At 54.0% G+C, this 14,395-nt stretch carries 12 protein-coding genes; 6 read left to right on the top strand and 6 right to left on the bottom strand.

Annotated elements, in window-relative coordinates; translation table 11 throughout:
* Positions 1 to 7: 7 nt before the first annotated feature.
* The 5 genes from rsmE to metK all read right to left on the bottom strand — a co-directional run bounded on the left by rsmE (position 8) and on the right by metK (position 5,113).
* Positions 8 to 739 carry a 16S rRNA (uracil(1498)-N(3))-methyltransferase gene (rsmE, locus tag GBC03_26080; protein ID QFS73436.1) on the bottom strand — a complete coding sequence of 244 codons (732 nt, stop codon included), beginning with the start codon at positions 737 to 739 and terminating at the stop codon, positions 8 to 10.
* Between the two features lie 79 nt (positions 740 to 818).
* Positions 819 to 1,526: a deoxyribonuclease I gene (gene endA, locus GBC03_26075; protein QFS74131.1), complete on the bottom strand. Its 708-nt coding sequence runs from the start codon at positions 1,524 to 1,526 to the stop codon at positions 819 to 821.
* 91 nt (positions 1,527 to 1,617) lie between these two features.
* Complete coding sequence (locus tag GBC03_26070; protein ID QFS73435.1) at positions 1,618 to 2,118, bottom strand: SprT family zinc-dependent metalloprotease; 501 nt, start codon at positions 2,116 to 2,118, stop codon at positions 1,618 to 1,620.
* A gap of 78 nt (positions 2,119 to 2,196) precedes the next feature.
* On the bottom strand, positions 2,197 to 3,591 hold the full coding sequence (locus GBC03_26065; GenBank protein ID QFS73434.1) for a sugar porter family MFS transporter: 1,395 nt from the start codon (positions 3,589 to 3,591) through the stop codon (positions 2,197 to 2,199).
* A gap of 367 nt (positions 3,592 to 3,958) precedes the next feature.
* The gene (gene metK / locus GBC03_26060; protein QFS73433.1) at positions 3,959 to 5,113 is read right to left on the bottom strand and encodes a methionine adenosyltransferase; all 1,155 of its coding nucleotides are present in this window, start codon (positions 5,111 to 5,113) and stop codon (positions 3,959 to 3,961) included.
* A 775-nt stretch (positions 5,114 to 5,888) separates the two neighbouring features.
* On the opposite strand from metK, the gene yqgB reads away from it, so the two are divergent.
* From yqgB to speB, 3 genes are all read left to right on the top strand, one after another.
* A complete protein-coding gene (gene yqgB / locus GBC03_26055; GenBank protein ID QFS73432.1) occupies positions 5,889 to 6,020 on the top strand; it encodes an acid stress response protein YqgB in 132 nt (43 codons plus the stop codon).
* An 8-nt stretch (positions 6,021 to 6,028) separates the two neighbouring features.
* Positions 6,029 to 8,005 (top strand): biosynthetic arginine decarboxylase, encoded by a 1,977-nt coding sequence (speA, locus tag GBC03_26050; GenBank protein QFS73431.1) that lies wholly within the window; start codon positions 6,029 to 6,031, stop codon positions 8,003 to 8,005.
* Positions 8,006 to 8,148: 143 nt separating this feature from the next.
* On the top strand, positions 8,149 to 9,069 hold the full coding sequence (gene speB / locus GBC03_26045; GenBank protein QFS73430.1) for an agmatinase: 921 nt from the start codon (positions 8,149 to 8,151) through the stop codon (positions 9,067 to 9,069).
* Positions 9,070 to 9,182: 113 nt separating this feature from the next.
* Here the strand turns inward: speB and GBC03_26040 are convergent, their stop codons facing one another.
* Complete coding sequence (locus GBC03_26040) at positions 9,183 to 9,941, bottom strand: M48 family metalloprotease (GenBank protein QFS73429.1); 759 nt, start codon at positions 9,939 to 9,941, stop codon at positions 9,183 to 9,185.
* Between the two features lie 278 nt (positions 9,942 to 10,219).
* Between GBC03_26040 and tkt the strand changes: the two genes are divergently transcribed.
* The 3 genes from tkt to GBC03_26025 all read left to right on the top strand — a co-directional run bounded on the left by tkt (position 10,220) and on the right by GBC03_26025 (position 14,377).
* Entirely contained in the window at positions 10,220 to 12,211 is a 1,992-nt protein-coding gene (gene tkt, locus GBC03_26035) for a transketolase (GenBank protein ID QFS73428.1), read from the top strand.
* Between the two features lie 315 nt (positions 12,212 to 12,526).
* Positions 12,527 to 12,970 carry a PTS mannitol transporter subunit IIA gene (cmtB, locus tag GBC03_26030; protein ID QFS73427.1) on the top strand — a complete coding sequence of 148 codons (444 nt, stop codon included), beginning with the start codon at positions 12,527 to 12,529 and terminating at the stop codon, positions 12,968 to 12,970.
* 27 nt (positions 12,971 to 12,997) lie between these two features.
* Complete coding sequence (locus GBC03_26025) at positions 12,998 to 14,377, top strand: PTS mannitol transporter subunit IICBA (GenBank protein QFS73426.1); 1,380 nt, start codon at positions 12,998 to 13,000, stop codon at positions 14,375 to 14,377.
* Positions 14,378 to 14,395: the final 18 nt, after the last annotated feature.

Below are 14,395 nucleotides of genomic sequence, written 5' to 3'. Positions count from 1 at the left end.
TTCTCCGTTAGCCCAGATCGCCAAATCGCACCTGAAGCGCGGTAATGGCGGTGAGCGCAGTTGTCTCAGTACGCAGAACGCGAGGTCCTAACAGGATATCAGTAAACTGATAGCGTGCGGTCATGGCAATTTCCTCTGCCGATAGTCCGCCTTCCGGGCCAATCAACAGACGAACACGCTCAACCGGCAGCGGCAATGTGTTAATGCTGTCGCTGGCGCGAGGGTGAAGGTTCAACTTCAGCCCTTCGTCCTGTTCCGCGCACCAGGCTTCCAGATCCATGGCCGGACGAATTTCCGGTACCCGGTTGCGACCACACTGTTCGCAGGCGGCAATGGCAATTTTCTGCCACTGCTGGAGCTTCTTGTTCAGACGTTCACTGTCCAGTTTAACGCCGCAGCGTTCAGAAAAAAGTGGCGTAATGAGGCTTACACCCAGTTCGATCGATTTCTGGATAGTGAACTCCATCTTTTCGCCGCGCGACATGACCTGACCAAGATGGATATGCAGCGGTGATTCACGATCGTCAATCTCGCTACTCAACACGTTCACGTCCACGCTTTTCTTGCTGGCGTGGGTGATTTCGGCAGCGAAAATCTGGTTGCTGCCATCAAACAGTTGCAGTTCCTGACCCGGTCCCATCCGCAGGACGCGTCCGATATGGTTAGCGGCATCTTCGCACAGGGAAATCTGGCTGCCGGCGGTGATGGGCTCAGGGTGATAAATGCGGGGAATGCGCATAGTTAAAAATCCGCGTCATCTCCCCACGCAGGCTCGCCGCGCGGGGTAAGGGGTTAATCAATCATCCCGCTAGTGTAGGTTAGCTCTTTTGCGCCTGGCAAGCGCGTTGCACGTAAGGGTTGTGGTTTCCCTGAATCTTCGCTATCCGGTCGTCGCGCTCACATTCCCAGTCGGTGACCGGGTACATCTTGTTCCAGGCGTTGAAAAGCTGGGTTTGCTGGCGGGAAAGCGTCAGGTTGTACTGGTCGCGCATATAAAAATAGGTCCGCGCAATCGCGCCGCGCGCGCGGGCTGGCGGCTCGGCGATCTTTTCTTTGAAATCGACCTTCATGGCGCACTGCCCGTACTGACCTTCGCCGCCGTTCCACTGGCTGTACATGAAGTTACCGCGATCGCCATTCACCTCACCCACGGCGGGTTGTAGGTTGTGCATGTCGCTTTCCATTTTGCGATAAACCGGATCCTTGGCGCAGTTTTTTCGTCCACCGTCCTGCCAGCACTGGCGCTGATGGCCAAACTGCCATGCCGGAACCACGTGTTCCCATTCGATTCGGCTGGCGCGATTCTCGTTCTTTCGCACTTTATAGCCGCAGGAGTCGAGATCAACGACCCCCTTTTTTCCCTGCCAGTTGATTTTGCATCCGCAATAGAAGTCGCCAGGGACATCGGCGTTGACCTTGACGCCTGCGGTCTTTGCCTGTGAAAAACTGTTAATGCCAGCGGCCAACGTCTGGCCTGAAAGGGCTACCGTAAAAAGGGTGGTAGCCAAAGAAAGATGACGGTACATCATGAACTCCGTATCAAAACGAGCCCGCAACGTAACGAAAGTTGATGTGTGATGCAATCAGCCAGATCAGGAAAGTTCCTGATAGTTCTGGTTATTTAAGCGGCACCAACGGTTCGCCGCAGTGAACGCAGCGGTAGGTGGCTTCGCCGCGCACGACGCGATTGTGACGACGGATGGTCAATTGATGCTCCTGACACTGGCAGCGGTAAGGGAAGGTATTGCGACGTACCGATTCGAGTTCGAACTGGTGCGTGCGGCGTGCGGGGACGCCGAGCACGCTTTCCATCATCCACTTCCACTCTTTACCGTGCGGCGCAACCCGGCCAAACCGTTTCCACACCAGTAAATGCGACAGTTCGTGCGGCACCACTTCGTTGATAAACGCTTCGACGTTTTCCATCAATAGCACCGGATTGAGGCGAATTTCGTAACTCTCCAGCCAGGCGGTGCCGGCAGAGGTGCCACGTTGCTGATACACCAGCTTTGGTTCGGGATAGTTGCGTCCAAGCTTCAGGTTAGCCTGAGCGAGATTTTCCCGCAGGCTGCGCATAACGGCTTGCTGGACGGCGATAGGGAGACGGGCGGTTTTCATAACGGCAGAGAATAGTGCGACAGAGACGGGACTGCAAGAGGAAGGCGCCCTCCCGCGGGGGAGGACGCAAAAGGCGGATTAATCGTGCGCGCCGATTTCACGCAGCTTACGACCTTTCATCAGGTTACGTTCGATGTGTTCCAGCGAGACGTGTTTGGTTTCCGGAACCAGCCACAGCGTCAGCAGGATAAACAGCACATTCAGACCCGCGTAAACCCAGAAGGTATTCGCGTTACCGAGGTTTTGCAGCATGGTCAGGAACGTCGCGCCGACAATCATGTTGGCAATCCAGTTGGTGGCGGTCGAGCAGGTGATACCGAAGTCTCGGCCTTTCAGCGGCTGGATTTCAGAACACAGCACCCAAATCAGCGGACCGGCGCTCATGGCGAAACCAATGATGAACATCAGCAGCATCGCGATAGCGAAGTACTGCGCGGACGGCGAGTGGATGCCGACATGCATCATCGTCCCGAGGATCCCCATTCCGGCCGCCATCACCAGGAAGCCCAGCGTCAGCGTCGGTTTACGACCCCAGCGGTCAACCAGGCCAATCGCGATAAAGGTGGCCAGCACGTTGGTCAGACCGACAATCACGGTGCCCCACATCTGCTCGGACGTATTGGTGTAACCTGCCATTTCAAAGATTTTTGGCGCGTAATACATGATGACGTTCATCCCGGTGAACTGCTGCATTACCTGCAACAGCACGCCAAGAAACACTGCGCGGCGGAAGTTGCTGTTCTCTTTGAACAGCGCCCAACCGCTTTGTTTCACCTGCAGGCTTTCGCGGATCTCATCTAACTCGCGTTTGGCTTCCGCGCTGGTATCACGCAGACGCAGCAGTACGCGTTCGGCATCGACAAAGCGACGTTTCGCGGCAAACCAGCGCGGGCTGTCCGGCAGGAAGAAGACGCCGATCAGCAGCAAAATCGCCGGGATGATAATCACGCCCAGCATCCAGCGCCATGCGCCGCTGTAGCTGAAGGCGGTATCCGACAGATAGGCGCCGAGGATCCCGATAGTGATCATCAACTGGTACATGGAGATCATGCTGCCGCGAATTTTTTCCGGCGCGATCTCAGACAGGTACAGCGGGGCGGTGTAGGAGGCCACGCCGACGGCCAGCCCCAACAGTACGCGGGAGAGGATCAGCACTTCAACATTCGGCGCCGCAGCGGAGAACAGGGACCCGGCGACAAACAAAATCGCGCCGATCATCAGGCTTTTCTTGCGCCCGAGCCTGAAGGAGAGCCAGCCGCTGCCGACGGCACCGACCGCTGCGCCGAACATCATGGAGCTAACGACCCACTCCTGGGTGTGGGCAGATATCTGGAATTCATCCGTGATAAACGGTAATGCGCCAGCGATAACGCCGATATCCAGGCCAAAAAGTAATCCTGCCAGGGCTGCAAGAAAGCAGACAAAAAAAGTCATCGCCTTATTGGAACGCCCCTGTTTTTTATTGTCAGGCATTATGCCCTCCGGTTGGGTTATCAGTTTTGTTGATAATTAGGGTAGGGGAGTACATCGCAAAAATATGTGATTGTTATCACGTAAGTGTAATCGCTTACACTAGTTCCTTATTAAGACATTATTTAACGATTTGAAAATTATAGATTAATTTGATTGATATTGGATGTGCTTGCTGGCATTTCAGACTTACCTGAAATTAAATGTAACAGCAGAGAAAGCCAGAACATGCAAAGTGATTATTCTGAAATGGGTGCTTTCACTCCAGGGTGTAAGCGGTTTCAATTGATGACGTGCGGGGGCGTTTCAGGCGGGGCGTAAATAAAAAAGGCCAGCGCGAAGCTGGCCTTAAGTCACGGATGTCGGTCGCTTATTTCAGACCGGCAGCCTCGCGCAGTACCTGCGCTTTGTCGGTTTTTTCCCACGGGAAATGTTCGCGACCAAAGTGACCGTAAGCGGCGGTCTCTTTGTAGATCGGGTGCAGCAGATCCAGCATCTGAATCAGACCGTACGGACGCAGGTCGAAGAACTCGCGAACCAGCAGCGTCAGTTGCTCAGTAGGCACTTTCTCGGTACCGAAGGTTTCCACCATGATGGACGTCGGTTCAGCCACGCCGATCGCGTAGGAAACCTGAATTTCACAACGGTCAGCCAGGCCTGCGGCAACGATGTTTTTCGCGACATAACGCCCGGCGTAAGCCGCAGAACGGTCAACTTTCGACGGATCTTTACCGGAGAATGCGCCGCCACCGTGACGCGCCATGCCGCCGTAGGTATCAACGATAATCTTACGACCGGTCAGACCGCAGTCACCCATTGGGCCGCCGATAACAAAACGGCCGGTCGGGTTGATGAAGAATTTGGTGGCAGAGTTCAGCCATTCGGTCGGCAGAACTGGCTTGATGATTTCTTCCATTACCGCTTCTTTCAGCGACGCCTGATCGATATCTTCCGCATGCTGGGTGGAGAGCACGACGGCATCGATGCCGACAATTTTGCCGTCGTCGTACTGGAAGGTAACCTGGCTTTTCGCATCCGGGCGCAGCCACGGCAGAGTGCCGTTTTTACGCACTTCGGCCTGACGCTGCACCAGACGGTGTGCGTAGGTGATCGGCGCGGGCATCAGCACGTCGGTTTCGTTGGTGGCATAGCCAAACATCAGGCCCTGGTCGCCCGCGCCCTGTTCCAGCGGATCGGCACGGTCAACGCCCTGGTTGATATCCGGGGACTGCTTACCAATGGCGCTCAGGACGGCACACGAGTTGGCATCAAAGCCCATGTCGGAATGCACATAGCCAATTTCGCGCACGGTGTTACGTGTGATCTCTTCGATATCGACCCATGCGCTGGTGGTGATTTCACCGCCGACTAAAACCATGCCGGTTTTCACGTAGGTTTCACACGCGACGCGCGCTTTCGGATCCTGTTCCAGGATAGCATCCAGCACGGCATCAGAGATTTGGTCAGCGATTTTGTCAGGATGCCCTTCTGATACGGACTCGGACGTAAAAAGGTGTTTTGCCATTTTTTGTTTCACCTAAGGAGAATTTGGTTAGCTCAAACTGTTGTGCGGAAAAGCCAAAGCAGAAGATTCTACCAAGGCCTGCAGGTTAGTGACACTGGCAGTCTGAGTGTTAATCAGTATGGATGGATTAACATCTGGATGGCTATTTTAGGTCACTTCTTCACCCGATTTCCACTATTTTTTGAATCAGGTCTCACTGTGTTGAAAACCCTGGTGGAAATTTTTACAGACACTGCTGGCAATGTGCGCATTTATGTTTTGCTTTTTGGCCTTCATCCCGGTATAAAACGCGGCGCGCGGCTCATATCCGTCATACTTCAAGTTGCATGTGCGTTGGCTTCCTCGTTCGCCCCAGTCACTTACTCATGTAAGCTCCCGGGGACTCACTGCGTTGCCGCCTTCCTGCAACTCGAATTATTTTGGATAGACAAAAAGCACACGACGTTTTCTTCGTGTCGCCACTTCCAGCCGGGTTAAAACGTAGCTTTGGCTTGTGGGTTCGTTCCTGATGGAGCGACCGTGGAGGTGATAAGAGATAATGAACCGTTGTATTCTGCTGAATCTGTTGCACCGTTCTGGTGTGCGTATGTCTCCCGCAATCTGCATCTCTGCTTTGCATACCTGCCGATGTTATACCCATCTCGGCGCTTCTCAGGACTCCAGAGCCGGTAACTGGCACTAAGGACTGAACAAGGGCGCTCTTGTGCAAACAAGAGTTTTCTCGTGGTTTCGCCGAACCGTCATACGTAAGTTCGGTTACGTGTTTTACAATGATATGAAAAAGAAACCGGTCGCGCAGGCGGACTGCCAGCACTTTCTGCTGGGAAATCCGACTGTTTATGGGTTGTTATCGCCTCTTCGGATTGCGATAGTAGTCAACTGTTTTACACTTGTTACTAAAATTTGAGGTTCGCTATGTCTGACGACATGTCTTTGGGTTCGCCTTCGTCAGCAGGCGAACAGGGTGTACTACGCTCCATGCAGGAGGTTGCAATGAGCTCCCAGGAAGCCAGCAAGATGCTGCGTACTTACAATATTGCCTGGTGGGGCAATAACTACTATGACGTCAATGAGTTGGGTCACATTAGCGTGTGCCCGGACCCGGACGTACCGCACGCGCGCGTCGATCTCGCTAAGCTGGTGAAAGCGCGCGAAGCGCAGGGGCAACGCCTGCCAGCGCTGTTCTGCTTCCCGCAGATCCTGCAACACCGCCTGCGCTCTATTAACGCCGCGTTCAAACGCGCGCGTGAGTCGTACGGCTATAACGGTGACTATTTTCTGGTCTACCCGATCAAGGTTAACCAGCATCGTCGTGTGATCGAATCTCTCATCCACTCTGGCGAACCGCTGGGGCTGGAAGCCGGCTCTAAAGCTGAACTGATGGCGGTTCTGGCGCATGCCGGGATGACCCGTTCCGTGATCGTGTGTAACGGCTATAAAGACCGTGAATACATTCGTCTGGCGCTGATCGGCGAGAAGATGGGCCACAAGGTCTATCTGGTCATCGAAAAGATGTCTGAAATTGCGATTGTGCTGGATGAAGCCGAACGTCTGAACGTCATTCCGCGTCTGGGCGTGCGTGCGCGTCTGGCATCGCAGGGTTCCGGTAAATGGCAGTCCTCCGGCGGCGAAAAATCCAAATTCGGTCTGGCGGCAACGCAGGTACTACAACTGGTGGAAACCCTGCGCGAAGCCGGGCGTCTCGATAGCCTGCAACTGCTGCATTTCCACCTCGGTTCGCAGATGGCGAATATCCGCGACATCGCTACCGGCGTGCGTGAGTCCGCGCGGTTCTATGTTGAGCTGCATAAGCTGGGCGTCGATATTCAGTGTTTCGACGTCGGCGGCGGTCTGGGCGTGGATTACGAAGGTACCCGTTCACAGTCTGATTGCTCGGTGAACTACGGCCTGAATGAGTACGCCAACAATATCATCTGGGCGATTGGCGATGCCTGTGAGGAAAATGGCCTGCCGCATCCGACGGTAATCACTGAGTCTGGTCGTGCGGTTACCGCGCACCACACGGTGCTGGTGTCCAACATCATCGGCGTTGAACGTAACGAATATACCGTGCCTGTCGCCCCGGCTGACGATGCGCCGCGCGCGCTGCAAAGCATGTGGGAAACCTGGCAGGAGATGCACGAGCCGGGCACCCGTCGCTCGCTGCGTGAATGGCTGCACGACAGCCAGATGGATCTGCACGATATCCACATCGGCTACTCTTCCGGCACCTTCAGCCTGCAGGAGCGTGCGTGGGCGGAACAGCTTTACTTAAGCATGTGCCACGAAGTCCAGAAACAACTGGATCCGCAAAACCGCGCGCACCGTCCTATCATCGACGAACTGCAGGAGCGTATGGCGGACAAAATGTACGTCAACTTCTCGCTGTTCCAGTCGATGCCGGATGCGTGGGGTATCGATCAACTGTTCCCGGTCTTGCCGCTGGAAGGACTGGATCAGGTGCCTGAACGCCGTGCGGTGCTACTGGACATCACCTGTGATTCTGATGGCGCCATCGATCACTACATCGACGGTGACGGTATTGCGACAACCATGCCGATGCCGGAGTACGATCCGGATAATCCGCCGATGCTCGGTTTCTTCATGGTCGGTGCGTATCAGGAAATCCTCGGCAATATGCACAACCTGTTCGGTGATACCGAAGCGGTTGACGTGTTTGTCTTCCCGGACGGCAGCGTGGAAGTTGAGCTGTCGGATGAAGGGGATACCGTGGCGGACATGCTGCAATACGTACAGTTGGATCCGAAAACGCTGCTGACGCATTTCCGCGATCAGGTGAAACAAACCGATCTGGATGACGCGTTACAGCAACAGTTCCTCGAAGAGTTCGAGGCAGGTCTGTACGGCTACACGTATCTCGAAGACGAATAATGGCTGATGCCCGGGTGACTTGAACCTGGGCAATTAAGCAGCGATAATTTAGCGAATTACTGTGTTTACGAATCAAACCCTTTCTCGTCGGGCCTAACGACGCGGGAGGGTTTTTTTATATCGACGAATATGAGGTTTTTGCCATGAGCACCTTAGGTCATCAGTACGATAACTCCCTGGTTTCTAACGCCTTTGGCTTCCTGCGTCTGCCGCTGAATTTCCAGCCGTATGACAGCGATGCGGACTGGGTGATCACTGGCGTGCCGTTTGACATGGCAACGTCCGGTCGCGCAGGTGGACGTCATGGCCCCGCGGCAATCCGTCAGGTGTCAACGAATCTGGCCTGGGAACACAACCGCTTCCCGTGGAACTTCGACATGCGTGAGCGTCTGAACGTTGTGGACTGCGGCGATCTGGTTTACGCCTTTGGCGACGCGCGTGAAATGAGCGAAAAACTGCAGGCACATGCAGAGAAACTGCTGGCCGCCGGTAAACGTATGCTCTCTTTTGGCGGTGACCACTTTGTGACGCTGCCGCTGCTGCGCGCGCACGCAAAACACTTTGGCAAAATGGCGCTGGTGCATTTCGATGCCCACACCGATACCTATGCGAACGGCTGTGAGTTTGACCACGGCACGATGTTCTACACCGCGCCGAACGAAGGTCTGATCGACCCGCATCACTCTGTGCAGATCGGTATTCGTACGGAGTTTGACAAAGACAACGGCTTTACCGTGCTGGACGCCTGCCAGGTGAACGATCGCGGTGTTGATGACATCATCGCTCAGGTGAAGCAGATTGTTGGCGACATGCCGGTTTATCTGACCTTTGATATCGACTGCCTGGATCCGGCATTCGCGCCGGGGACCGGTACGCCGGTGATTGGCGGCCTGACCTCCGATCGCGCCATCAAGCTGGTCCGCGGTCTGAAAGATCTGAACATCGTGGGGATGGACGTGGTGGAAGTGGCTCCGGCTTACGACCAGTCCGAAATCACCGCCCTGGCAGCGGCAACGCTGGCGCTGGAGATGCTGTACATTCAGGCGGCGAAGAAAGGCGAGTAACGGGCTAAGTGCCGGATGGCGATGCTAACGCATCTTATCCGGCCTACCACACATATTTGCCATAATGTAGGCCGGATAAGGCGTTTACGCCGCCATCCGGCACTGCTCAATGGTTACTTAATCCCGTCCGCTTTCATGCGATCGCGAATATGTTGCGCACGTTCTGCGGAGGCCGGGTGATCGTCAAACATGGAACTCTGACGACCTTCTTCCAGTTTCGCCAGTTTTTCAAAGCTGGTGGCAAGACCCGCCGGGTTGATACCGCGCTTGCACAACAGATCGTACGAGTAGTCGTCTGCTTCCGACTCCTGACGCTGGGAGAACTGCGAGTTCACCAGTTTTTCCCCCAGATCGCCGAGCTGTGACTGCGACAGGCTGCCGACAATCCCGCCTGCAGAAGCCGCGGCGGCGCGAACGGCGTTGGTGCCCAGCGCCACTTGCATGCCTTTCTTCACGTGTCCGAGCGCAACGTGCCCCATTTCATGGCCAATCACCGCTTCGACTTCGTTATCCGTCATCATGTCCATCAGGCCGCTATACACGCGAATACAGCCATTCGCCATCGCGAAGGCGTTCACGTCTTTCGCCATGTAGACCTTATAGTTTACCGCTTGTCCGTTGATGTTATCACCGAGCGCCGTGGCGATTTTACTCAGGCGCTTCGCGTACTCGCTGCCGGCTGGTGCGATGGTTGCTTTACCATCCATTTCCGTACAGGCCTGGTTGCTTAACGCAATAACCTGCGCGTCGCTCAGACTGTAGGCCTGAAAAGCCTCAGCCCCCGAAGAGAGCAGTCCGTTGGAGTTCATATTCTGGCAGCCGGTCAGCACCGTCGCCATGCCCATAACAAGCAGTAACGCGCGAATCTTCATGTTTTTTCTTCCACACGAAATGAGGATTGTTCTAAAAATGCGCTATTTGCAGATGAATTAGCGCTCACGCTAAGTATAAAGAAAAGAACAACAAGCGGGCGAGCAGATTGCGCAACATGCGAGCGTGATCCGGAGATTTCTGAAGCGGCAAAAGGATGCTCCATGTACATGACAGGCGGCTTGGGTTACATTGTTGGCACTTTTTTCCGGCGTAGCCCAAAACGCGCTGTCGTCAAGTCGTTGCGGGTATGGCCTTCATCATCCGATCTGGAGTCAAAATGTCCTCACGTAAAGAGCTTGCCAATGCTATTCGTGCGCTGAGCATGGACGCAGTACAGAAAGCCAAATCCGGTCACCCGGGTGCCCCGATGGGTATGGCTGACATTGCCGAAGTCCTGTGGCGTGATTTCCTGAACCACAATCCGGGCAACCCGTCCTGGGCCGATCGTGACCGCTTCGTCCTGTCCAACGGTCACGGCTCCATGTTGATTTACAGCCTGCTGCACCTCACCGGTTACGATCTGCCGATGTCTGAGCTGCAGAACTTCCGCCAGCTGCATTCCAAAACCCCGGGTCACCCGGAAGTGGGTTACACCGCCGGTGTGGAAACCACCACGGGTCCGCTGGGGCAGGGGATTGCTAACGCAGTCGGTATGGCTATCGCTGAAAAAACACTGGCGGCACAGTTCAACCGTCCGGGCCATGACATCGTTGACCACTACACCTATGCGTTCATGGGCGACGGCTGCATGATGGAAGGTATCTCTCACGAGGTATGTTCTCTGGCCGGTACCCTGAAACTGGGCAAGCTGGTGGCGTTCTATGATGACAACGGTATCTCTATCGATGGTCACGTTGAAGGCTGGTTCACTGATGACACCGCGAAGCGTTTCGAAGCCTACGGCTGGCACGTCGTTCGTGGCGTTGATGGACACGATGCGGACGCTATCAAACGCGCAGTTGAAGAAGCTCGCGCCGTTACCGACAAACCGTCCCTGCTGATGTGCAAAACCATCATCGGTTTTGGTTCCCCGAACAAAGCCGGTACCCACGATTCCCACGGCGCGCCGCTGGGCGACGCAGAAATCGCTCTGACCCGCGAACAGCTGGGCTGGAAATATGCGCCGTTCGAAATCCCGTCTGAAATCTATGCCCAGTGGGATGCAAAAGAAGCAGGCCAGGCGAAAGAGTCTGCCTGGAACGAAAAATTCGCGGCCTACGCCAAAGCCTTCCCGCAGGAAGCGGCTGAATTCACCCGTCGTATGAAAGGCGAAATGCCGTCTGATTTCGACGCGAAAGCGAACGAATTCATCGCGAAATTGCAGGCCAACCCGGCGAAAATCGCCAGCCGTAAAGCCTCTCAGAATGCGATCGAAGCCTTCGGCCCGCTGCTTCCTGAGTTCCTCGGCGGCTCCGCTGACCTCGCGCCGTCTAACCTGACTATCTGGTCTGGTTCGAAGGCCATTAACGAAGATACCGCTGGTAACTACATTCATTACGGTGTGCGTGAATTCGGTATGACCGCGATTGCCAACGGTATCTCCCTGCACGGCGGTTTCCTGCCGTACACTTCCACCTTCCTGATGTTCGTGGAATATGCCCGTAACGCGGTGCGTATGGCTGCGCTGATGAAACAGCGTCAGGTGATGGTCTACACCCACGACTCCATCGGCCTGGGCGAAGATGGCCCGACTCACCAGCCGGTAGAGCAGGTAGCTTCACTGCGCGTAACGCCGAACATGAGCACGTGGCGTCCGTGTGACCAGGTGGAATCCGCGGTGGCGTGGAAGTACGGCGTTGAGCGTCAGGACGGTCCGACCGCGCTGATCCTCTCCCGTCAGAACCTGGCGCAGCAGGAACGTACTGCAGAGCAACTGGCAAACATTGCTCGCGGTGGCTACGTACTGAAAGATTGCGCAGGCCAGCCAGAGCTTATCTTCATCGCGACCGGTTCTGAAGTTGAACTGGCGGTTGCCGCATGGGACAAACTGACCGCTGAAGGCGTGAAAGCGCGCGTGGTCTCCATGCCGTCTACCGACGCGTTCGACAAGCAGGATGCCGCTTACCGTGAATCCGTTCTGCCGAAAGCGGTTACCGCTCGCGTAGCAGTGGAAGCCGGTATCGCTGACTACTGGTTCAAATACGTGGGCCTGAACGGCGCGATCGTTGGCATGACCACCTTCGGTGAATCTGCTCCGGCAGAGCTGCTGTTCGAAGAGTTTGGCTTCACCGTCGATAACGTTGTCGCGAAAGCAAAAGCACTGCTGTAATCATTACAACAGCCTCTAACGGGTCGCTTCGGCGGCCCGTTATCATCTCAAAAGTTAATTATTTTCTCTCAGGCAAGTGCTTATTGTAGATCTAATTCACAAAAATGATATTTAGTGTGTTTGTATATTTGCAATGCGCATCACGTAATTGCTCTTGCTATTTTAGTTTTAATTCATAACGCTCTGTTTTCTAATGATTTGCATTATTGCCCCTTTTCTCTGCCTCTGTTTTCCCCTTGATTGATTTCATTTTGCCGCACGCGTATTTTGTTTTTAGCGATAAGTTGTACCCTAAAAATAAAATAAGGATAATTTATGCGGTTGATTGACTATTTTCCTGACGCCTCTATCTCAATAAAATCGGCGGCAAAGAACTGGCAGGAAGCCATTGATTTTTCTATGTCATCGCTGTTGGCGAATCATTATGTCAATGCAAACTATATTCAGGCTATAAAAGATTCGACGATAAACAATGGTCCTTATTATATTCTGGCTCCCGGTGTGGCTATGCCTCATGCTCGCCCGGAATGTGGTGCGTTAAAAACAGGTATGTCATTAACGCTACTTAAACAAGAAGTACAGTTTGCCGAAGATGATGAACCCATAAAATTACTCATTGGATTATCAGCGGCGAATGCCGATTCACATATCGGCGCTATCCAGGCGTTAAGCGAACTATTATGTGAAGAGGAAAATCTGGCAGCATTATTCGCTGCTAAATCAGAAAAACAGCTGGCGGATATTATCGCTCGCGCATAATCATTTTCTCCTCGACAGGATATTATCATGGAACACAAGTCTGCTCGTGCAAAGGTCCAGGCTTTTGGGGGATTTTTGACTGCAATGGTCATCCCTAATATCGGTGCTTTTATTGCCTGGGGTTTTATTACTGCATTATTTATTCCGACCGGGTGGATGCCCAATGAGCATTTCGCCAAAATAGTCGGCCCGATGATTACCTATTTGCTACCCGTGATGATTGGTTCCACCGGCGGACATCTGGTGGGCGGGAAGCGTGGGGCAGTGATGGGGGGAATCGGTACCATCGGCGTGATTATTGGCGCGGATATCCCGATGTTCCTCGGTTCAATGATCATGGGGCCGCTGGGTGGTCTGGTGATTAAATACATCGATCGCCTGCTGGACCAGCGTATTCCTGCGGGTTTTGAGATGGTGATTAATAACTTCTCTTTAGGCATTGCCGGGATGTTATTGTGCCTGCTGGGGTTTGAAGTCATTGGCCCGGCGGTACTCATTGCCAATAATTTTGTGAAAGAGTGTATTGAGTCACTGGTGCATGCCGGTTATCTGCCACTGCTCTCATTGATTAACGAACCCGCGAAAATTCTCTTTCTGAATAATGCGATCGACCAGGGCGTTTATTATCCGCTGGGAATGCAGCAGGCCTCGGAAACGGGAAAATCCATCTTCTTCATGGTGGCCTCGAACCCTGGCCCCGGTTTAGGTTTACTGCTGGCGTTTGCCTTCTTTGGTAAAGGGATGGCGAAGAAATCTGCACCTGGCGCCATGATTATCCATTTTCTCGGCGGTATCCACGAACTCTACTTCCCGTATGTGCTGATGAAGCCCCTGACCCTGATCGGCATGATTGCCGGGGGAATGAGCGGAACATGGGTCTTCAATCTGTTAGGTGGCGGCCTGGTGGCGGGGCCCAGTCCTGGATCGATTTTCGCTTACCTGGCATTGACGCCAAAAGGCGCTTTCCTTGCCACGATTGCGGGCGTCACGGCGGGAACGGTGGTGACCTTTGTCATTACCTCCTTCATTCTCAAAATGGAGAAAAATAGCGAAGTTGAAAGCAAAGATGCCTTCAGCGAGTCCGCTAATGCCGTCAAAGCCATGAAGCAGGAAGGCAACTTTTCATATCGCAATGTCAAACGTATCGCCTTTGTGTGTGATGCCGGCATGGGGTCCAGCGCGATGGGGGCAACGACGTTTCGTAAGCGTCTGGAAAAAGCCGGGTTGTCTATCGATGTCAAACATTACGCTATCGAAAATGTCCCTGATGATGCCGATATTATCGTGACGCACGCCAGCCTTGAGGGGCGCGTTAAGCGAGTCAGTAATAAGCCCTTAGTGTTGATAAAAAACTATATTGGCGACCCGCTCCTTGACGATTTATTTAATCACTTAACGTCGAATTAGCATTTCTGGTTCCTGGAG

The sequence above is a fragment of the Citrobacter telavivensis genome, assembly GCA_009363175.1.
Lineage (GTDB): Bacteria > Pseudomonadota > Gammaproteobacteria > Enterobacterales > Enterobacteriaceae > Citrobacter_A > Citrobacter_A telavivensis.
Note: the sequence above shows the minus strand (reverse complement) of the source record. Positions and strands in the feature narration are given on the sequence as shown.

Coding starts and splice junctions, on each gene's coding strand:
- speA (QFS73431.1), top strand. CDS start 6,029: ATGTCTGACGACATGTCTTTGGGTTCGCCTTCGTCAGCAGGCGAACAG.
- metK (QFS73433.1), bottom strand. CDS start 5,113: ATGGCAAAACACCTTTTTACGTCCGAGTCCGTATCAGAAGGGCATCCT.
- tkt (QFS73428.1), top strand. CDS start 10,220: ATGTCCTCACGTAAAGAGCTTGCCAATGCTATTCGTGCGCTGAGCATG.
- cmtB (QFS73427.1), top strand. CDS start 12,527: ATGCGGTTGATTGACTATTTTCCTGACGCCTCTATCTCAATAAAATCG.
- endA (QFS74131.1), bottom strand. CDS start 1,526: ATGTACCGTCATCTTTCTTTGGCTACCACCCTTTTTACGGTAGCCCTT.
- GBC03_26070 (QFS73435.1), bottom strand. CDS start 2,118: ATGAAAACCGCCCGTCTCCCTATCGCCGTCCAGCAAGCCGTTATGCGC.
- GBC03_26025 (QFS73426.1), top strand. CDS start 12,998: ATGGAACACAAGTCTGCTCGTGCAAAGGTCCAGGCTTTTGGGGGATTT.
- yqgB (QFS73432.1), top strand. CDS start 5,889: ATGAAAAAGAAACCGGTCGCGCAGGCGGACTGCCAGCACTTTCTGCTG.
- speB (QFS73430.1), top strand. CDS start 8,149: ATGAGCACCTTAGGTCATCAGTACGATAACTCCCTGGTTTCTAACGCC.
- rsmE (QFS73436.1), bottom strand. CDS start 739: ATGCGCATTCCCCGCATTTATCACCCTGAGCCCATCACCGCCGGCAGC.
- GBC03_26065 (QFS73434.1), bottom strand. CDS start 3,591: ATGCCTGACAATAAAAAACAGGGGCGTTCCAATAAGGCGATGACTTTT.
- GBC03_26040 (QFS73429.1), bottom strand. CDS start 9,941: ATGAAGATTCGCGCGTTACTGCTTGTTATGGGCATGGCGACGGTGCTG.